Raw genomic sequence first — 18,073 nt, forward strand, 5'->3', positions numbered from 1 at the left:
TGTTCTTAGTCCTTGCTAGTTCTGGATGGTCAAGAAGTCGGCCGGATTCTCGACGAACAACTTGGTGATGGTGGCTTCGTCCAACCCGGCTTCGCGCAGGTCGGGAATGAGGTCTTCGAAGAGGTAATTCACGGTGTGGCCCTTGACACCTGGCCATCCGAGCGGGCTGCAGTTGGCGTCGACGCCCGCGAGTGCCTGGTCCAGGTGGCCCTTGCCGAGGAAGCGCAGGAAGTGGTCGAGGCGTTCCTTGCGGGGCCGTGCCCAGAACGGCGGGTCCGGGAGTTCGGTCTCGTAACCGAAGGTGTCGAAGCCGACGCGGCCGCCCTGCTCGGCGATCCACGTGTCACGCGTCTTGTCGGCGTTCACACCGTCGTCGACGTGCCCGAACAGCACGCGATCGAGTGGCAGGCCCTCTTCGTTGAAGATGGCGATGGCGTTCTCGGCGTCGATGGCCAGGTGGGTCAGGATCGGCACGCCGGTGCTCAGGGCGGCGCGAGCGGCAGCGCGGTAGATGCGCTTGTCCAGGTCCGTCATTCGGCCACCGCGGCTCACGCCGACCTTGATGACACCCGCTCGGCTGCCGGTATTCCCGATGCCGACGGTGATCTCGTGAACGAAGTGCCGTGTCAGGTACTCGACGCTTGCACGTTCGAAGAACGGCAACGCCGTGTCGCCGCCGACGAAGCCGGTGCACGCGACGATGTGGACTCCGGTCTTGGCGGACAGCGACTTGTAGTAGTCGACATCGCGACCGTTGCAGATTCCGGTGACGTCGACGAAGGTTCCGCCGCCGTACTCGTGGAATGCGCGAAGCTTGGGAACGGTCTCGGAGTATCGCTCCTCCGGTGTCTTCCACCACTTCGTGTCCAGCTCGGAGCCGGGCATGCCGTACCCGATGTGCTCGTGGATGGCCACGATCCCCAGCTCCTCGGCGGGGATCGGCCCCAGAACGGTGTTCACTCTCGACACAACACTCACCTCTAAGAAAATTCGAAAATTGGATGGTTATCCGTTGTCGCGGAACGTCAGCGCATGGCTCGCGTCGGCGCAGCCGATGACGCGCTCAGCAGATCGCGCGGGTTGCCGACGAGGATGCGCTGTACGTCCTCATCGCTCAGTCCCTGCGCTGTGAGGGCGGGGACAAACGTCGACAGGATGTAGCTGAACGGCAGATCGTTCCCGGTATGACCCTTGGCGACACCGGTTGCATTGCTGGAGAGCAGAATCCGGTTGCCGTGGCCCGCTTCGACCAGCTCGGCCACCAATGCGGCGCGTTCGTCGTCCGTGATGTGGACGTCGTCGGCTGTTCCCACATGGTCGAGTGCGACATAGGCGCCGCGGCGGGCGATGTCGAGTGGTGCGCCGGTGGCGACCGCATCCTTTCGGTCGAGTCCGCCGACGATGACGCGGTCGGCCGGCAGCTTTTCGTCCGCGAGGATCTCGAGGTCGGACACCGCGTCGTTGCCGTAGCGGATGGAGACGGGGGTGCCGGTGGCGAGTGCAGCGCGGGCCGCTCCGCGGAACAGGCTTTCCTCAGTGGCGGTCATGCCGTCGTGATGGGCGGCGGTGGCCACCAGTCCAGGGGTGCCACGACGCTCGACGCGTGGAATCACCATGCCCTCGGTGATCTCCTTGGTGAAGAGCTCGGCGAACTTCTCGGCCGGCCACGGCGTCGGCGGATTGGTCTGCGGTGTAAGGAAATAACCGCCGAGCATCTCCTCCGGACCCAGGCCCGTCGAAGCGACGATGTGTACTCCGGTGGTGCGTGAGAGAGCCTCGTACAGCTTGACGTCGCGGCCGTGGAACATGCCGGTGGCGTCGACGATCGTCTGCCCGCCGTGTTCCCGGAAATCCTTCAGCTTTTCCGCCAAGGCCTCGAAGATGTCGGCGCGGTCCATGGTGATGTCGAATGCGTATTCCGCACCCGGAAGCACTGACAGCAGTGCCTCGTGAACCGAGACGACACCCAACTGGTCGGCGGGTACGGGGCCGAGGACGGTGTTGACGGTGTTGCCTTCAGCGATCTGGTCGACCTTCATCGGCACTTCCTTTCGTCATCGTCATGCCTGCATGACGTGGTACCGATCACAGTAGCCATTAACATTACAAAGCGTCAAGTGAGTTGTTTAACAGACATCTGACTTGTCGCACTGAACTGTGGCTTTACTGCGGCTAGAATCTGAGGCCATGTCGCTCCGCGCCGCCCAGAAACAGATGACCTACGAGCTCTTCCTTGCCAAGGCACTGGAGTTGTTCGGCGAGAAGGGCTACTCCGCGACCACGATCGACGACATTGCGTCGGCCGCAGGTTCCACCCGGACTACCTTCTACCTGCACTTTTCATCCAAGGCCGAGGTGATGAGTGCGCTGCTGACCAAGGTGGACGCCATCCTCACCGCGGCAGACAACCCCACCCTGACCGCAGTGGTTGCCTCCGGCTCGCGTAGCGAGATCCATGCGTGGCTGGACCGCAAGTTCTCCCAATGGGACGAGATCAAGCCCTACCTCACCGCGTCATACGAGGCGTCGTACGAGCCGGACGTCGAGGCCAAGACCGAGCAGTGGTTCGAGTCCGCCGTCGAGGACATGACCGCGGGGCTGGACGCGGCGAAGCGGCTGCCGGCCGACCGTCGCCGGATCCGCTGCGTGCTCGCTTTCGGTCAGCTCGAGCACCTCTCGCGGCGCTACTTCTCCATCGGCTGGCGGACGCCGCGTGAGATCTGCCTCGACGAAATCACCGAATCCTGGTGCTACCTGCTCGCAGCGGATAACTGACGGCTCACCGCACGTTGACGTCGTCGGCGACATTGGCGATCTCATGCAGTACGTCGGTGCCCAGATCGGCGGCGGCTTCGGATTCCGGCCGGCTTCCGAAGAGCCCGAACAGGGTCAGGATGCCGGAGGCGGCGGCGCACAACGCGCACACCAGGAAAGCCAGGCTGTAGCCACTGCCGAGCGACGATAACGCCAGATCGCTGATCGCGGAAGGCATTGCGAGCATGGGGTTGTCGGGGCCGGGAGCCATGCTCGGATCGGTCGGCACCGGGATGACCGGCATCGAGTTGAGCGCCATTGCGCCGCCTTGATCGCCGATTCCCATGACAGCGCCGGTATGGGCCTGGCCGAGATCGGATTCACCGACGGCGGCGCCGAGACCGTCTCGGACCTTGTCGTTCGCGACGCTGTTCGCGATAGCGGCGACGAGGACGGGACCGAGCGCAAAGCCGAAGTCACGCAACAGGTTTGTCGTGGCACTCGCCATGCCTGCCAAGCGCAGGGGCACGGTGTTGATAGCGACCGCGGTGATCGACGCGACCGTGAAGGCGAACCCGACGCCGAGCAGCAGCATCGGCAGGATGAAATCCGTCCACGTGGCGGTGTGGACGTCGAACTGCGCGCAGATGAAGCCGGCGATTGCGATCAGTGCAAAGCCCGAGGTCAGCACCCAGCGCGGTGAAACGCTGTGGATCAGGCGAGATACGAGCGGCACCAGCAGGAACGCGGGACCCTGAATGACCAGGAACAGCACACCGATCTCGAGCGGTGACACATGCTGTACCGCGCCGAGCCAGATGCTCATCGAGAAGCAGAGGCCGAGGAAGGCGAACATACCGACGATGGCCGTGATGCCCGAGATCGCAAACACGCGGTTGGCAAACAGATTCAGGTGCAGCAGTGGAACTTCGGTGCGCAATTCGATGACGACGAACGCGACCAGGGAGATGACACCGACAACAAAACCGACAATGATGGTGGTGTTGCCCCAACCGATCTCGGACCCCTGCGTCAGTGCCCACAGCAGTGCGATCAAACCGACCGCCAAGGTTACCTGGCCGGGGAGGTCGAGCTTGCGGCCTTCCGGCGACGACGAGTCCTGCGCGCCCAGTGAGACGACAAACGAGATCAGTGCGGCGGCGATCACGGCGCCGAAAGCCCAACGCCAGCTGCCGAACTCGGTGAGTATCGCGGCCATCATCGGTGAGAGCGCGGCGCCGAGGGACAGGAAACCCGCCCATAGCGCGATCGCCTTGGCGCGGGCCTGAGCGTCGGGTGCTGCGGCGGCGATCATCGCCAGTGAGATCGGGTAGAGGGCACCGGCACCGATGCCTGCGATGGCCTGGCCGATCCACATCAGGTGCACTTCCTGCGCACTTGCACACAGGGCTGCGCCGACGACGATCAGCAGCGCTCCGCCGAGTAGCAGTCGTTTGCGGCCGAACATGTCACCGAGCACGCCGAAGGTCAGTTCGAACACCACCATCGTCGTGGCAAAAGCGGCGCTGATCCACGTGAGTTCGGCGCCGGAGATGTTGAAGTCCTGCTGGAAAGTTCCGTTCAGGGCGCCGGGCAGCGAGTACGCCACCTGGGCCACCATGACGGCCAGGCATGCGGCCACGAGGGTCGCTAGGTAGCGCGATGGCCGCGCAGTCGGGTTACTCATTTCTGTGAGCTCCTTGCTCGAGGATCCCGTACCGCCAGACCGGCAGCGGGCATGCGCTTGTGATACGTATCACGCACTGAGTGAGCAAGGTGTCATATCGGTTTACGGTCTGTCAAGTTTGTTCTGCAGGCCGGGAAAGGGTGGACAGAGTGTTAGCTCGGCGGGGCCACTTCGACGAGAATCTCCCGCAACCAGTTCTTGAACTCCGCATCGGCCAGGCGTGGGTTCCACACCATGTCGACGACCAACGGTGTGATCGGTAGCGGGAACTCCTCGATCCGCAGGTCGACGCGCGCCGCCATGGCGACCGCCACTCGATAGGTGTGCACGGCAACTCCGCCGGCCGTCGCCACCAGGTGCGGGATGAGTAGGTGATCGGAGATCAACGTCCCGATGCGGTAGTCCACGCCATGCGCGTCCATCGCGGCGTACGGCGGCACTCGGTCCCGGGAGTCGTACGTGACATGAGGCAACGATGTCAGCAGGTCCAGTGCAGATGCCTCCGGGTCGCTGTCTCGGTGGGCGATCACCACCCACCGGTTCTCGTACAGGCGCTCACGCGGGTACGGCGAATGAAACTCTTCCGACAGAAGTACGACGTCCACGCCGTTGTCGGTGAAGTCCTCGGCCTGCGGCGCAACAAAATTGCGGATGCACAGGGTCGCATTCGGGGCGCGGTCGGCGATCAGTTGCGTCAACTTCGGTCCCACCACGAAGGCGGTGCTGGTAGTCATCGCGGCGGTGATGGTGCGAGCGTCGTGAGCCGGGTCGAAGCCCGGGAAGTTCACCACTCGCGCGGTCTGGCGCAGCACTTCGCGCAATGGATCGATCAACTCCAGGGCGCGCGGAGTGAGCACCAGCCCACTCCCCTGCCGAACAACCAGATCGTCCCCGATCATCCGGCGCATCCTGCCCAGGGCGTGACTCATCGCGGGTTGGGTCAGGCCCACCCGGGCCGCTGCTCGCGTCACCGAGCCCTCTTCGAGCAGCGCGAGCAGCGGCACCAGCAGGTTGAGGTTGACCCCTCCGAGCCGCTCCAGGCCAAGATCACTCTCGTGGTTCCCGGGTTGGTTCATCCACATGAAGCTACGCGGTTTGCGTCATCCGGTGGCCGAAGCCATGCGGCGCAGTCTCGGGATCGCGATGCGGTGGTTGACTGCGACCGCGACGCCCTGGCCGTCGTCATGAGTCCAGCGCATCACCGACGGTCCCTCGGGGCGCTCGCCGACGAGGAACTCGGGTTCGCCCGACACGGGCAGGTGACCGGTGGCCTTGAGGTTCAACCCGAACTGCTCGGTCCAGAAGTACGGATCGAGGTCGAGTTCCGGCGCGTCGTCACCGGACAGGAGTGCGACGGCAGCGACTTTCGCTTGTTCGATTGCGCTACTCCACAACGGGATCCGGCGCACACCGCAGCGTGTCGGGATGGCGGCGACGTCCCCGGCTGCAACGATGTTCGGCCGAATCCGCCCGCGTGAATCCGCCTCGAGGCGGCCATCGGTAGTCAGTGCGCTGGTCGCCAACCATTCCGTATTGGGAATGTCGCCGATCGCAGTGACGATCAGGTCGGCCTCGATCCGTGATCCGTCTCGCAATATCACTCCACGCGGAGCGTCGATGCGGGCAGCGGAGCCGTCGACGATAGTGAGTCCCTGGGCGATCGCGGTCGCTGTGAATGCGTCGGACAAGTGTGGGCCCAGATGCGAGAGCATCGGCCTGCCGTCAGCCACCACCGTGACCTCACACCCCACCGACAGTGCAGCGGAAGCGATCTCCATGCCCAGCGGTCCGGCACCGACCACCACGACGGACGGTTGGGCCGCCAGTCGTTCCCGGAGAACCCAGGCGTCGCCGAGCGTGCGCAGGGTCAGCTCCGTACTCTCCGTTTTCTCCGTACTCTCCGGCCCGCCCAGCCGGCGAGCTCGTGAGCCGGACGCGATGACGAGTCCGTCGTACGGCAAGTCCGTACCGTCGTCGAGATGCACCCGGCGGGATTCGACGTCGAGACCGACTGCGGCCATCCCCAGCAGCTCGGTCGCGCGGTGCAGGGGCGGCGCCAGTTCGGGGGAGCCGCCGTCGACCAACAGGGCCTTGGAGAGCGCCGGCCGCGAGTAGGCCGTTCGGGGTTCGTCCCCCACGATGGTCAGGCTGCCGTCGAACCCGGCGGCCCGAAGGCTGTCGCAGGCGGTCTGGCCGGCTATTCCATTGCCGACGACCAGAATTCGTCGACAATCCTCGATTCTATTCATGTCAGGGCTCTGTTCATGTGAGGCTGAGCGCGGCAACCGGGCAGACCCGCACAGCGGCGCCGATGTCGGCGAGTTCGGGGCTGTCATCGGAGAACTCTTCGCGGTCGAGGACCAGTTCGCCGTCGTCGTCGAGGTGCATCACGTTGGGGGCTACGCTTTCGCACAGTCCATGGCCTTCACAGCGGGGTCGGTCGAGCACGATTCTCATGCGGGGATCACTTTCCGGATGTCGAGTTGGTTGATAGAGCGAGTGATGTTGCTGGGTAGTCGAATCGGATCATCGGCCTCCAGCTTTCGAGCATGCTTGGCCAGCGCCCCGATAACAGCCTGGCCTTCCAGACGGGCAAGCCCTTGCCCGGCGCAGCCGTGAGCGCCGTAGCCGAAGGAGAGGTGGTCGACCGGATTCCGTTCGACCGAGAAGGCGTCGGGATTCTCGTAGTGCCGGGGGTCGCGATTGCCGGCGCCGAAGAGGATCGCCACCTGGGATCCGGCTGGGACCAGAGCTCCGTCGATCTCCACGTCCTTGGTGACGAAGCGCCCCCAGGCGTGCACCGGTGCCCAGTATCGGAGTGCCTCGTTGAATGCGGCCGGCACCAGATCGGGATTGCGGTGGACCAGATCGAATTGGTCCGGGAAGGCAGAGAACAGCGCGACAATGTTGCCGATTGCGGCGATCGTCGTGTCGACTCCGGCGCCCAGGTACTGGTGGATGATCTTGCCGGCAGTATCCGGCGGGATCGCACCTTTGGCCTCGGCATCGAATATGCCACGGCCGACTGATCCGGGGGTCAGATCCTCGGCGCGAACTCCGGCACACCAGCCGTAGAGCTCTCCGGCAATCGGGAAGCTCTCGGCAGTGCGCTGGTTCATCGGGCCGATAACCTCCATCGCGGCCTGTCCCCAGCGCAGCATGTTCTCGCGAACGGAACCGGTGAAGCCGATGAGGTCGGCGACGATCTCGAGGGGAAACGCGCGGGCAAGCGCGTCGATGGCGTCGAACGATCCCTGGGAAACCAGTTCCGCGACAAGCACATCGGCCTTGGTCTGGATCTGGCCCGCAAGCCCGCGCAACGCACGCGGGGAGAGATTCTCCGTCAGTGTCGCACGCAGTTCGGTATGGATCGGCGGATCGGAGGCCAACGACGTGCCTTGCAAAGCCTCGTTGACCATCGGGTTGAAGCCGATGCTCCGGGACGAGAACGTGCCGGGGTCAGCCAAAGCGTCGCGAATCGCGTCGTAGCGCGTCAGGGCGTAGACGTCATTGGCGGGCAGATGCACCACCGCGCCGAGGTCGCGGAGTTCAGCGTAGATCGGGTAGGGGTCGGTCAGGACGTCGTCGGCGAACAGGTCGACGGTGGAACTGGCGGGAGTATTGCGCATACACCCAGTGAAGTGACTGCGCTCACATAAATCCAACTCATATTTTGCATGGACAAACATGCATCAGATTCATGGTCAAGGTGCCAGGTCCGCCTCGATGCGGTCGGCGGCCATGCGCAGGGTCGCGACCAGGGATGGCAGCTTCTGTCGGTCGTAGCGCACTGAGGGAATGGAAACCGACAGTCCCGCAAGGGCTTTGCCCTGGGGATCGCGTACCGGTACTCCGACGGCGACGACGCCACGCTCGGAGCGGCCTTGATTCACCGCGAACCCCTGCTTGTGAATCCGAGCCAGTTCCGCCCGTAACTTCGGCAGATCCGGCTGGTCGGCCACATCCGCGTCGGACTTGCTCTCGTAGGCCTGGCTCAATTCCTCGGGGGAGAGTTCGGCAAGCAGTAGCAACCCGCCGGACAAGCGGTGTGCCGGGAAGACCATGCCCTCGCGTGACCCGACGCGCAGTACCTGGGTGGACTCCACCGAGACGATGAACCGGGCCTCGATGCCCGTGCGGATGGTCAGGTTGGCGGACTCCCCGACCGCCTGGACGAGGAGTTCCAGGTGCGGTAGCGCGGCCGATCGCAACAACGAGGTCGCGGAGCGCGAGTGTTCGGCCAATTCCAGCACCGGCCCGGCGCCGTACTGTCGACCGGCGTGCTGCACCGCGAAGTCTCGATAGACCAGCATTTGCAGCAGTCGATGCGCTGTCGATCTGGCGACCCCGAGTCGCTCGGCTGCTTCCGCGACGGTCAGGTTTCCTTCGAGTTGCAGGATCGTCGCCAATCTCAGGGCGTGGTCGACGCTGGCGATCGCATACGCCGGTGGGGTCTTCTGCGGCTTGTCCATGTAGTTCTGTATAGCATCAAATTCTGTATAGCAGAATCTAGTGTTCTGTCTTGAATAATCCAGTCACTCTTGAATCATGACTTCGACCGACTCCCCCGTTCGGCTCAACGCCGTCGACGCGCCAGGCCAGCCGGATGTGACTCCCGCGCTCGAGGACCTGTATCGCGGCTTCGAGTCAGAACTGTTGGTGCCGTTGTGGACTGAGATCGGTGATCTCATGCCCGCCCATCCGCGTTCGTCCGCCGTCCCGCACCTGTGGAAGTGGGAGAACCTGGTCCGCCTTGCCGAGCGAGCCGGCGAGATCGTCCCGGTCGGACGTGGGGGTGAACGCCGCGCGATTGCGCTGGCGAACCCGGCCCTGGGTGGCCGTCCCTTCGCCACGCCGACCCTGTGGGCAGCGATCCAGTACCTGATGCCGGGCGAGGACGCTCCCGAGCACCGCCATACCCAGCACGCATTCCGATTTGTCGTCGAGGGCTCCGGAGTGTGGACGGTTGTCGGCGGCGACGCCGTCTCGATGAACCGGGGCGATTTCCTGCCGCAGGCGGGCTGGAACTGGCACGCTCATCACAATGCAACCGACAAGCCGATGGCGTGGATCGACGGCCTGGACATTCCGTTCCAGTATCTGACGGAAGCGCAGTTCTTCGAGTTCGGCCGCGACGAGATCAGCGACGCCGAGCGCATCACCCCGGAGCGCTCCCGATCCGAGCGGCTGTGGGGCCACCCGGGCTTGCGGCCACTGAGCGCCACACCGGTCGCTCCCGGCAGTCCCTTGCTGTCGTACAAGTGGGAGTTCACCGACCGCGCACTGCGGGATCAGCTGGCGATCGAGGCCGAAGGCTTCGGCGGCACAGTCGAACCCGGCCACGCGGCGGTCCGCTACACCAATCCGCACACCGGCGGCGACGTCCTGCCGACGATGCGCACCGAGTTCCACCGCATCGTCCGCGGCGCCGAGACCGCTCCCGTGAAGGAGACAGGTTCGAGCGTCTACCAGGTGTTCGACGGCTCCGGCTCGGTGACGGTCGGCGACCGGACCTGGACCGTGACGCGCGGCGACCTGTTCGTCGTACCGTCGTGGCTGCCGTTCTCCGCGAAATCCGAAGCGGGAAACACGGACTCGGATTCCGGTGCCCTGGATCTTTTCCGCTTCGGCGACGCCCCCGTCTTCGAAGCACTGCAGCTCAACCGAATGGAGATTTCACGATGAGGCTCACGACAATTCGCACCGGCGCAGCGACGCGCGCAGTCAAGCTCGACGGCGACCGCCTGGTCGATCTCGGCGAGAGCGATCTGGGAATCTTTCTCGCTCATGATGATTGGAAGCTTCGCGCAGAAGCCGTATCCGTCGACGATGCCACCACCTACCCGCTAGAGGGTGCCGACTTCGCGCCGGTGGTTCCGGCACCGTCGAAGGTCATTTGTGTGGGCCACAACTACACGAACCACATCAAGGAGATGGGCCGCGAGCTCCCGTCGTACCCGACGCTGTTCCCGAAGTTCGCCGACAGCCTGATCGGCGCGAACGACGACATCGTCCGGCCGGACGAGACCGAGGCCTTCGACTGGGAGGTCGAACTGGTCATCGTCATCGGCAAGCAGGTGCGCCGCGCCGACGACGCTCAGGCCGAGGCCGCGATCGCCGGTTTCACCGTCATGAACGATGTGTCGGTGCGCGACTGGCAGTTCCGCACGATCGAGTGGACCCAGGGCAAGATCTGGGACTCCACGACTCCCGTTGGACCGTTCCTCGTGACGCCGGACGAGGTCGGCGGTGTCCGCCCGGCTCTCGAGGTCACGACAACCGTCGACGGCGAGGTCATGCAGCGTGACGACACCGGCACACTGCTCTTCGACCCGATCACGCTCGTCAAGTACATCTCGACCATCACCCGGCTCAACCCGGGCGACATGATCGCAACCGGCACTCCCGCCGGTGTCGGCCATGCCCGTGATCCGAAGATCTACCTGCTCGGCGGCGAGACCGTCGTGACCGCTATCTCGGGCCTCGGTGCGTGCACCAACAAGGTAGTGACGGAATGACTGACGCGCGCCACTGGATGGAGCACGGAACGCAGCTGTTCCTGCGCGGCGTCGACGGACTCGACGACACCAGTGTGGCTGCGCCGTCCGGGCTTCCGGGCTGGAGCCGGCGCCACCTCTTGGCTCACGTTGCCGCCAACGCCGAAGCGCTGGGCAACCTCGTCCAGTGGGCCCGAACCGGCGACGAAACTCCGATGTACGCCTCCCCCGATGCTCGCGCCCGCGGGATCGAGGAAGGTTCCCGATTGCCGGCGGCCACTTTGCTGGCGTGGCCGCGGTCCTCGGCCGACAAGCTCGAGGCTGCAATGGGGTCACTCGCAGACGAGCAGTGGGCCCAGCTGATCGTGACGGCCCAGGGCCGGACCGTCCCAGCCACGGAGATCCCGTGGATGCGGGCGCGGGAGGTGTGCGTCCATGCCGTTGATCTCGGCACGGGCGTCACCTTCGCCGATCTGCCAGTCGATTTCCTTGCGGCGCTTGGCGATGACATCGTGGGCAAGCGCAGCGCAGTGCCTGCCGTGGCGCTACGGCTCGAAGCCACCGACGCGTCAGCGGCTTGGGACCTTCCCGGCGCGGATGCACCCGTCGGTGTCGCCGGACCGCTGGCCGACTTGGTCGCCTATCTGAGCGGCCGCCCTCACGATCTGTCGACAACTGACGGATCTCCCGTGCCGGTATTGCCGGCGTGGCTGTGAACGGAGCACAACATGAACACACCTGACGTCATAGTTGTCGGTGGCGGTATCGGCGGCCTCAGCGCTGCGTTTGCCTTGACCAGGCAGGGTCTTACCGTGCGGGTGCTCGAGCGATCCGCCGAGTTCGGTGAGGTTGGCGCGGGACTACAGCTCGCACCGAACTGCACCCGCATCTTGAACGAGTACGGCCTGCTGGACGAGGCCAAAAGCCTTGGCGTCGTGCCCACGTCGATGGTGATGCGTGATGCCGTCGACGCGTCGGAGCTGACGAAGCTGGATCTCACCGACCTCGAACGCCGGTACGGGTTTCCATACCTGGTCATCCACCGCAGCGATTTGCACGGACTGTTCCTGCGCGCGTGTGAGCGGGCTGGAGTCGAACTGGTCACCGATGCCAGGGCTGTTGCTTACGAGAACACCGATGCCGGTGCGCAGGTGCGTCTTTCGGATGGAGATGTGCATGTCGCGGGGGTCGTCATCGCGGCTGACGGCCTGCACTCGGTCGCCCGTAAGTTGTTGGTCGACGACGAACCGGTGTCGTCCGCCTACGTCGCGTACCGCGGCACCGTGCCGGTGACGGAGTTGGCTGATCGCCCCGTCGACCTGTCCGAGGTTGTGGTCTACGTCGGACCGGGGCATCACTTTGTGCACTACGGCCTGCGCGGCGGCGAGATGCTCAATCAGGTTGCCGTCTTCGAGTCGCCTAAAGCGATTGCTGGTGAAGAGGACTGGGGAACTCCTGATGAACTCGACGCGGCATTCGCCGATTCGTGCTCGGAGGTGCGTGAGGGTATCCCCTACATGTGGCGTGACAAGTGGTGGCGGATGTACGACCGCGACCCGATCATGACGTGGGTTTCGGGCCGGATCGCCTTGCTCGGCGATGCAGCGCACCCCCCGTTGCAGTACATGGCGCAGGGCGCGATCATGGCGATCGAAGACGGCTGGGTGCTCGCCGAGCACGTTGCTCGCCTGCGCGATACCGACGGCGTGATCGACTGGGACGCAGCTCTCGCCGCTTATGAGGCCGTTCGCCCGGAACACTGCCGCCGGGTGTTGACGACGGCACGCGTGTGGGGCGAGTTGTGGCACCTGGACGGGACGCCGCGGCGGCAGCGAAATGTGTTGCTACGAGCCCGCGATGCGTACGACTACACCTACACCGACTGGATTTACGGGCCGACCGCCCTGGTCCCCGAGGACGAGCCGCCGCTGTACCCGATCATCCCCCTCGCTTCGGCAGCCGAGTTGGTCGAGAACCGCTGAAACCCGTGAGTCAGTCGGGCTCCTGACTCTCGACGCCCCAATCAACGCGTTCGGCCAAGCGGAGTAGTGCACGTCGACGCGCCGCGCTGGTTTCGCCGACGTGCGCGATCCGGCCGTAGATGTGGGCGCGAAAGTTTTCGACTCCCTCTCGATTCTGTTCGTGCGCCGAGGTATTGGCGGCATTGTGGAGCAGTGCGCGCAATCGGTCGTAATCGTCACGCGGATACGACGGTTGGTTGTTGATCACCAGGCCCGTGAGGTGCTGGCGTCGATGCGGACGCATCACTTTTGTCTTACGGGGATGGATGGCAAACCCTTCGTCTCCGGCGATCTGTTCGATCGTCCACAGGAGGGCGCCGACGTCGGCGGCCTCGCTTCCGGAGAACGCGAGGTCGTCGGCGTAGCGGGTGTATGTGAGGTGGTTTTCCTTCGCCAGCCCGCTCAACCGGATGTCAAGGTTGCGCGCAACGAGATTCGCAAGTGCCGGTGACGTCGGTGCGCCCTGGGGTAGATGTGCGGCTCGCAACTGCGACGCCTGGGCGTAGGGCAGGCCGCGCAGGGTATCGGCAGGCGTTGCGACAGTGCACAATCCGGTGAGTATTCCCGCTACCGCGGGCGGGTACCCGATGGCGGTGAAGATCGGTTGAATGCGGTCACCGGTGATCGAGGGGAAGAACTGAGCCAGGTCCACACCGAGCACGATCTCCGACTGGGCGTGCGGCGCTGCAAAAGTCAGTGGGCTTCGGCCACGGACGAACCCGTGTGCGGCGTCGTGTGCCGGAACCCGGTCGAGGATGCGGCGCAGGATCTTCCGTTGGATTTCGCGCAACCGGGGCTTGGGTATCTCGAGGAGGCGAGCGCCGGCTTTCTTGCTGATCTGAACGGGCCGATAGTGGCGCAGCGGTTGAGGTTTCGTGCGTAGCCACTCTCCGCGATCAGCGAACCACTCGAGTTCCGAGACCGTCAGATCAAGTGAGCGGGCCAAATCACCATTGGTGTTGTATCGCGGTACGTCGAACCGCCACACCGAAGACTCGTTGGTATCCAACGACAGGGGAACTGGCCGCAGGCGCGGTAGTTCACGCAACAATCGGTACAGCGTCTGCGGTTCGAACGGTGGGGCCGGCATGAGATCGAGAACTCGGACCGCCAAGAGCGTCGGGGAAACGCCGAAGACGGTTCCGAAGGCCTCTTCGAGACCGCCGAGGGTCCATGGTGCGTCGTCGGCGGCATCTGCCAGACGCCGCGCCAACTCGGCATCGAGCTCGAAGTCACGCATGATGCGGATCCTGGATGCGGCGGCACGGGGTGACCAAATCCTTTGTCCGGGGCGGCGGGGAGCACGCGGAGCGTGCCGAATGCCGTCGGACGCAGTATCCGATTCTTCTGTCCAACCCAGGGGTTACCCCTGAGACTGGTCGCGTGGACCAACTCTCACCCACGCGCCGCTGCATGCCTTCACAATGGCAGACCGTCCGGTATCTGTCACGTGCTAGCGATGGGATCACTTCAGGTTGTGGCAGATCCGGGCAAACGTGATTACCGTTGATGTCGAGGGCCCGATCGCACGATGGCTACGCGACGCGACCGCGCCCTCGTGAACGTGGAGACAAGTGATGACGACATTGGGTATCGCGGCCCTGCTGTTGGGTGTCTTGCTGATGGTGGTCGAGGCACATGCGCCGACTGCGGGGGTGCTCGGCGGTCTTGGTGCGCTCCTGATCGGGGCGGGTGTCTGGTTGCTCTTCACCTCCGGCGACGCGGGCCAGGTAGTTGCAATTCCGGTGACGGCAGGAGTTGCAGTGGTGGGCCTGGGCGTCACCGCGGTGGCGAGCCGGAAAGTTCTGACCGCCCGGCATGCACCCGTGCGTACCGGAGTGCAGTCGTTGATCGGATCCGATGCAACGGTTCGCAGTTGGGACGGTTCGCGCGGGCAGGTCGAGGCTGCGGGCGGGTTGTGGAGCGCTCGAATGGATTTCGGGTTCAGCGACGACTCCGTGCCGAAGGCGGGTGATCCCGTCGTCGTGGAGCAGGTTCGTGGTCTGACCCTGACAGTGCGCCGTCGTGAACCGTGGGAGCTGCCGCTATGACCACCATTCTCATCGCCCTGTCCATCGTCATCCTGCTTCTCGTGACGCTGGTAGGCATGTCGATTCGAGTTTTGCGAGAGTACGAGCGCGCCGTGGTGTTCCGGCTCGGACGGTTGATCACGTCGAAGGGTCCTGGTCTCGTGATTCTCATCCCGGCGGTCGACAGGATGGAACGCGTGAGCCTTCGGACCGTGACACTGAAAATTCCGGTGCAGGAAGTCATCACCCGCGACAACGTGCCGGCAAAAGTCACTGCCGTCACCTATTTCCGAGTCGTCGATGCCGATCGCGCAATCGTCGAGGTCGAAGATTTTCTGGCGGCAACGTCTCAGATTGCGCAGACAACTCTGCGCTCGATCCTGGGAAAGGCCGATCTCGACGCCTTGCTCTCCGAACGTGAACGTCTCAACGAAGACCTCCAGAAGGTGATCGATCAGCAGACGGAACCGTGGGGAGTCAAGGTCACCACGGTGGAGATCAAGGACGTCGAGATTCCCGCCAACATGCAGCGCGCCATCGCCCGTCAGGCGGAGGCCGAACGAGAACGGCGAGCCAAGATCATCAACGCCCAAGCCGAATTCCAGGCATCCGCAACGCTTGCCGACGCAGCCGACGTGATCAGTCGTAACCCGACCACCCTGCAATTGCGCTACCTCCAGACGTTGCATGCGATAGGCGCCGAGAACAATTCGACCGTCGTCTTCCCGTTGCCGCTCGACCTGGTTCGTCCATTCCTGGATAGCAAGAACGAGGGCACCCGGGAAGAGTCCGGATCGGCCACGCCGGTTGCTTCCGAACCGCTACCTAATGGTCTGGACATCCGCCCGCCGTTCTCCCCGCCGATCGCTCGGTAGTGCTGGTTCGGTTACAGCTGGTCCGGCTACAACACGGCCGAGACATGCTCCGGCAGAGTGATATCCGCATCCAGGTCTTCGGCGCGAATGGGTTCACCGAACTGCACGGTTGCCGGAATGACACCAGCCCAGACCTTTTCGACGCCGATGTCCGCGTTGTCGTCGCCGGGGCCGCCGGTGCGTGCCTTTACGGATGCCTCGAACAGGGGTAGCGCAAGCACCAAGGTTGCCGCCAGTTCCTTGCGAGTGGATGCCCGCAGGTGCCGCGAGCGGTCGGGAACTACTTGATCGACAATCAGATTCAACGCATCGGTCCGTTCTTGCGGGTCCGTGACTACACGAGGACGGCCGAGAATCACGGCGCTGCGGTAGTTCATCGAATGGTGAAACCCGGAGCGGGCCAGAACAAGTCCGTCGAGCACGGTGATCGTTACGCAGATCTCGCCGTCGGGCGCCAGGCTACGTGACGCCACCGAACCGTGAAGGTAAAGCGTGCCGTCCTGATCCGGGCCTTCGGGATCAAATCCGTACGCGGTTGGCAGCACGAGGGGCGCGCCGTCGGTGCACACGCCCAAGTGGCACAACTTGGCGGAGCGCAGAACGTCGAAGAGTGCTTCCCGATCGGTGACACCGTGATGACGCGCGCGCTTGTGGGTTGTACGTGCTGTTGGGGACAGTGAGGCGAGTGCGACGGTATGTGTCATGTGAGCAATACTCGTAGCCAAGTGGCTTTAAGTCATGGTCCAATTTGTGGATAGTTTGGTAGGCCACTTACGGATGGGAGAAAGATGCTTCTACCCTCGGCGGTTGCGGTGGTGCTCGACCGATCGGATCGACGACCGCTGCCGATTCAGGTTGCCGACCACCTGCGGTCAGGTATTCGCAGTGGATCGGCCGTGGTGGGTTTGCGGCTGCCGAGTACGCGGAAACTGGCCGCCGAACTCGGCGTTGCGCGGGCAGTGGTGGAACGAGCCTACGAGCAGTTGATCGCCGAGGGCTGGCTGGTAGCGGTGCGCGGCTCGGGAACCTTTGTGGCCGAAGCTCCCTCGCCCGTCGTCAAGTCGACGCCCCAGCTCGCGAAGGTGGTTGCCGCGGCGCCACCGCAGGTTCAATTGCGCCCCGGAGTGCCGTGGACCCCAGTGCGGGCGAGCGCGGCCTGGCGTCGAGCCTGGCGAGATGTCGGTTCCAGGCCACCACCTTTCGGGGATCCCGACCCGGCGGGTGACGTCGAATTGCGCTCTGCGTTGTCCCAACTGCTGGCCCGGGCTCGCGGCATGGCAGTCGAACCCGAACGGATCATCATTACTTCCGGAGCCACGCACGGTCTCGGATTGGCGTTGTCGGCGTTGCGATCACCCGAAGCGGCACTGGCAATGGAAGATCCGGGTTATCGCAGCGCGTCGACGGCTGCGCTTGCCAGCGGGTGGTCGTTGCTCGACGTGCCTGTGGATGCACACGGCCTCCGCGTCGACGAGTTGGAGTCGGCGCCGGAGAATGTTCGTGGCGTGTACGTGACGCCGTCACATCAGTATCCGACCGGTGGACTCTTGCCGGTGAGTCGTCGAAATCAGTTGATCGACTACGCCCGGGCTCGGGACGTCCTCATCTTCGAGGACGACTACGACTCCGAATTCCGTTACGACGTAGCGCCGTTGCCTGCGCTGGCACAACTCGCGCCGGATCGGGTGGTGTATCTGGGCACGGTCGCCAAGACGCTCGGCGCCGGAATTCGGCTGGGGTGGTTGGTTGCCCCGCAAGAGCTTGCCGTGAGAATTGCCGCGCATCGGGTTCGCATCGGGGATTTCCCGTCTCTTCCACTGCAGCGGGCTCTGCTTTCACTCCTGCGGGATGGTGAATGGGATAGAACGGTTCGGGCGGCGCGTCGGAGATATCGAGAGCGCGATCGGTTGGTTCATACCGCGCTGTCTCGCTTCGGGGAACTGCGCGGGCTGGGAGCCGGCATGCACACAACACTGGTGCTGGATGCGGAACTGGCCAGTGCCGTCGCGCGTCGGGCGCTTGAACGCGGAGTGGAGGTACCGACCTTGGCTGAGTCTGCGCGCAGTCACCACGAGCCAGGCGGACTGGTGATCGGGTACGGCCGGGTGGATGCAGTCGACCTGGAGTACGCGCTCGAAGTGATTTCAGACTGTCTCGCGGATCACGGTGCTTGAAGTCCCGTTGATCGGGAGCGGCGCCCCGAGGTGCT

18 protein-coding genes are annotated in these 18,073 nt (G+C 64.3%); 8 read left to right on the forward strand and 10 right to left on the reverse strand.

The features are described from left to right. Nucleotides 1–15: 15 nt before the first annotated feature. A complete protein-coding gene (locus tag ACFRFQ_RS13475; RefSeq protein WP_378658089.1) occupies nucleotides 16–969 on the reverse strand; it encodes a phosphotriesterase in 954 nt (317 codons plus the stop codon). 56 nt (nucleotides 970–1,025) lie between these two features. Next, a complete protein-coding gene (locus ACFRFQ_RS13480) occupies nucleotides 1,026–2,039 on the reverse strand; it encodes a phosphotriesterase (RefSeq protein ID WP_378658092.1) in 1,014 nt (337 codons plus the stop codon). 148 nt (nucleotides 2,040–2,187) lie between these two features. Here ACFRFQ_RS13480 and ACFRFQ_RS13485 point away from each other — a divergent pair, with 148 nt between their 5' ends. Continuing rightward, entirely contained in the window at nucleotides 2,188–2,775 is a 588-nt protein-coding gene (locus tag ACFRFQ_RS13485) for a TetR/AcrR family transcriptional regulator (protein ID WP_378658095.1), read from the forward strand. Between the two features lie 4 nt (nucleotides 2,776–2,779). Here the strand turns inward: ACFRFQ_RS13485 and ACFRFQ_RS13490 are convergent, their stop codons facing one another. From ACFRFQ_RS13490 to ACFRFQ_RS13515, 6 genes are all read right to left on the reverse strand, one after another. Next, nucleotides 2,780–4,441 carry an MFS transporter gene (locus ACFRFQ_RS13490; protein ID WP_378658097.1) on the reverse strand — a complete coding sequence of 554 codons (1,662 nt, stop codon included), beginning with the start codon at nucleotides 4,439–4,441 and terminating at the stop codon, nucleotides 2,780–2,782. A gap of 152 nt (nucleotides 4,442–4,593) precedes the next feature. Further along, nucleotides 4,594–5,517, reverse strand: a complete 924-nt coding sequence (locus ACFRFQ_RS13495) for a LysR family transcriptional regulator (RefSeq protein ID WP_378658100.1) — start codon at nucleotides 5,515–5,517, stop codon at nucleotides 4,594–4,596. 24 nt (nucleotides 5,518–5,541) lie between these two features. Then, nucleotides 5,542–6,690 carry an NAD(P)/FAD-dependent oxidoreductase gene (locus ACFRFQ_RS13500; RefSeq protein ID WP_378658102.1) on the reverse strand — a complete coding sequence of 383 codons (1,149 nt, stop codon included), beginning with the start codon at nucleotides 6,688–6,690 and terminating at the stop codon, nucleotides 5,542–5,544. A 13-nt stretch (nucleotides 6,691–6,703) separates the two neighbouring features. Then, nucleotides 6,704–6,898 (reverse strand): ferredoxin, encoded by a 195-nt coding sequence (locus ACFRFQ_RS13505; RefSeq protein WP_138871083.1) that lies wholly within the window; start codon nucleotides 6,896–6,898, stop codon nucleotides 6,704–6,706. Then, nucleotides 6,895–8,070 (reverse strand): cytochrome P450, encoded by a 1,176-nt coding sequence (locus ACFRFQ_RS13510; protein ID WP_378658107.1) that lies wholly within the window; start codon nucleotides 8,068–8,070, stop codon nucleotides 6,895–6,897. Before ACFRFQ_RS13510 ends, ACFRFQ_RS13505 begins: the two co-directional genes overlap by 4 nt. Nucleotides 8,071–8,145: 75 nt before the next feature. Beyond that, nucleotides 8,146–8,913 (reverse strand): IclR family transcriptional regulator, encoded by a 768-nt coding sequence (locus ACFRFQ_RS13515; protein ID WP_378658111.1) that lies wholly within the window; start codon nucleotides 8,911–8,913, stop codon nucleotides 8,146–8,148. Nucleotides 8,914–8,989: 76 nt separating this feature from the next. Between ACFRFQ_RS13515 and ACFRFQ_RS13520 the strand changes: the two genes are divergently transcribed. Genes ACFRFQ_RS13520 through ACFRFQ_RS13535 form a run of 4 tightly spaced genes read left to right on the forward strand, consistent with a single transcriptional unit; the run spans nucleotide 8,990 to nucleotide 12,920 of the window. Then, nucleotides 8,990–10,126, forward strand: a complete 1,137-nt coding sequence (locus ACFRFQ_RS13520) for a cupin domain-containing protein (protein ID WP_378658114.1) — start codon at nucleotides 8,990–8,992, stop codon at nucleotides 10,124–10,126. After that, nucleotides 10,123–10,959, forward strand: coding sequence for a fumarylacetoacetate hydrolase family protein (locus ACFRFQ_RS13525; protein WP_378658117.1), 837 nt, complete (start codon nucleotides 10,123–10,125; stop codon nucleotides 10,957–10,959). Before ACFRFQ_RS13520 ends, ACFRFQ_RS13525 begins: the two co-directional genes overlap by 4 nt. Further along, the gene (locus tag ACFRFQ_RS13530; RefSeq protein WP_378658120.1) at nucleotides 10,956–11,654 is read left to right on the forward strand and encodes a maleylpyruvate isomerase family mycothiol-dependent enzyme; all 699 of its coding nucleotides are present in this window, start codon (nucleotides 10,956–10,958) and stop codon (nucleotides 11,652–11,654) included. The genes ACFRFQ_RS13525 and ACFRFQ_RS13530 overlap by 4 nt, the downstream gene beginning before the upstream one ends. A 12-nt stretch (nucleotides 11,655–11,666) precedes the next feature. After that, the gene (locus tag ACFRFQ_RS13535) at nucleotides 11,667–12,920 is read left to right on the forward strand and encodes an FAD-dependent oxidoreductase (protein ID WP_378658123.1); all 1,254 of its coding nucleotides are present in this window, start codon (nucleotides 11,667–11,669) and stop codon (nucleotides 12,918–12,920) included. A 10-nt stretch (nucleotides 12,921–12,930) separates the two neighbouring features. Here the strand turns inward: ACFRFQ_RS13535 and ACFRFQ_RS13540 are convergent, their stop codons facing one another. Further along, complete coding sequence (locus ACFRFQ_RS13540; protein WP_378658126.1) at nucleotides 12,931–14,199, reverse strand: reverse transcriptase family protein; 1,269 nt, start codon at nucleotides 14,197–14,199, stop codon at nucleotides 12,931–12,933. Nucleotides 14,200–14,536: 337 nt separating this feature from the next. Between ACFRFQ_RS13540 and ACFRFQ_RS13545 the strand changes: the two genes are divergently transcribed. Beyond that, nucleotides 14,537–15,010, forward strand: coding sequence for an NfeD family protein (locus tag ACFRFQ_RS13545; protein ID WP_378658128.1), 474 nt, complete (start codon nucleotides 14,537–14,539; stop codon nucleotides 15,008–15,010). Next, nucleotides 15,007–15,864: a slipin family protein gene (locus ACFRFQ_RS13550; RefSeq protein ID WP_378658130.1), complete on the forward strand. Its 858-nt coding sequence runs from the start codon at nucleotides 15,007–15,009 to the stop codon at nucleotides 15,862–15,864. The genes ACFRFQ_RS13545 and ACFRFQ_RS13550 overlap by 4 nt, the downstream gene beginning before the upstream one ends. 26 nt (nucleotides 15,865–15,890) lie before the next feature. Here ACFRFQ_RS13550 and ACFRFQ_RS13555 read toward each other — a convergent pair whose 3' ends face one another. Next, complete coding sequence (locus ACFRFQ_RS13555; protein ID WP_378658133.1) at nucleotides 15,891–16,568, reverse strand: pyridoxamine 5'-phosphate oxidase family protein; 678 nt, start codon at nucleotides 16,566–16,568, stop codon at nucleotides 15,891–15,893. An 84-nt stretch (nucleotides 16,569–16,652) separates the two neighbouring features. Here ACFRFQ_RS13555 and ACFRFQ_RS13560 point away from each other — a divergent pair, with 84 nt between their 5' ends. Continuing rightward, nucleotides 16,653–18,038, forward strand: coding sequence for a PLP-dependent aminotransferase family protein (locus ACFRFQ_RS13560; RefSeq protein WP_378658136.1), 1,386 nt, complete (start codon nucleotides 16,653–16,655; stop codon nucleotides 18,036–18,038). The last annotated feature ends 35 nt before the right edge of the window (nucleotides 18,039–18,073 follow it).

The sequence above is a fragment of the Rhodococcus sp. NPDC056743 genome, from assembly GCF_042790355.1.
Classification (GTDB): Bacteria; Actinomycetota; Actinomycetes; order Mycobacteriales; family Mycobacteriaceae; genus Rhodococcus_F.

Coding starts and splice junctions, on each gene's coding strand:
- ACFRFQ_RS13560 (WP_378658136.1), top strand. CDS start 16,653: ATGCTTCTACCCTCGGCGGTTGCGGTGGTGCTCGACCGATCGGATCGA.
- ACFRFQ_RS13500 (WP_378658102.1), bottom strand. CDS start 6,690: ATGAATAGAATCGAGGATTGTCGACGAATTCTGGTCGTCGGCAATGGA.
- ACFRFQ_RS13550 (WP_378658130.1), top strand. CDS start 15,007: ATGACCACCATTCTCATCGCCCTGTCCATCGTCATCCTGCTTCTCGTG.
- ACFRFQ_RS13505 (WP_138871083.1), bottom strand. CDS start 6,898: ATGAGAATCGTGCTCGACCGACCCCGCTGTGAAGGCCATGGACTGTGC.
- ACFRFQ_RS13485 (WP_378658095.1), top strand. CDS start 2,188: ATGTCGCTCCGCGCCGCCCAGAAACAGATGACCTACGAGCTCTTCCTT.
- ACFRFQ_RS13490 (WP_378658097.1), bottom strand. CDS start 4,441: ATGAGTAACCCGACTGCGCGGCCATCGCGCTACCTAGCGACCCTCGTG.
- ACFRFQ_RS13530 (WP_378658120.1), top strand. CDS start 10,956: ATGACTGACGCGCGCCACTGGATGGAGCACGGAACGCAGCTGTTCCTG.
- ACFRFQ_RS13515 (WP_378658111.1), bottom strand. CDS start 8,913: ATGGACAAGCCGCAGAAGACCCCACCGGCGTATGCGATCGCCAGCGTC.
- ACFRFQ_RS13480 (WP_378658092.1), bottom strand. CDS start 2,039: ATGAAGGTCGACCAGATCGCTGAAGGCAACACCGTCAACACCGTCCTC.
- ACFRFQ_RS13555 (WP_378658133.1), bottom strand. CDS start 16,568: ATGACACATACCGTCGCACTCGCCTCACTGTCCCCAACAGCACGTACA.
- ACFRFQ_RS13535 (WP_378658123.1), top strand. CDS start 11,667: ATGAACACACCTGACGTCATAGTTGTCGGTGGCGGTATCGGCGGCCTC.
- ACFRFQ_RS13510 (WP_378658107.1), bottom strand. CDS start 8,070: ATGCGCAATACTCCCGCCAGTTCCACCGTCGACCTGTTCGCCGACGAC.
- ACFRFQ_RS13520 (WP_378658114.1), top strand. CDS start 8,990: ATGACTTCGACCGACTCCCCCGTTCGGCTCAACGCCGTCGACGCGCCA.
- ACFRFQ_RS13495 (WP_378658100.1), bottom strand. CDS start 5,517: ATGAACCAACCCGGGAACCACGAGAGTGATCTTGGCCTGGAGCGGCTC.
- ACFRFQ_RS13540 (WP_378658126.1), bottom strand. CDS start 14,199: ATGCGTGACTTCGAGCTCGATGCCGAGTTGGCGCGGCGTCTGGCAGAT.
- ACFRFQ_RS13525 (WP_378658117.1), top strand. CDS start 10,123: ATGAGGCTCACGACAATTCGCACCGGCGCAGCGACGCGCGCAGTCAAG.
- ACFRFQ_RS13545 (WP_378658128.1), top strand. CDS start 14,537: ATGACGACATTGGGTATCGCGGCCCTGCTGTTGGGTGTCTTGCTGATG.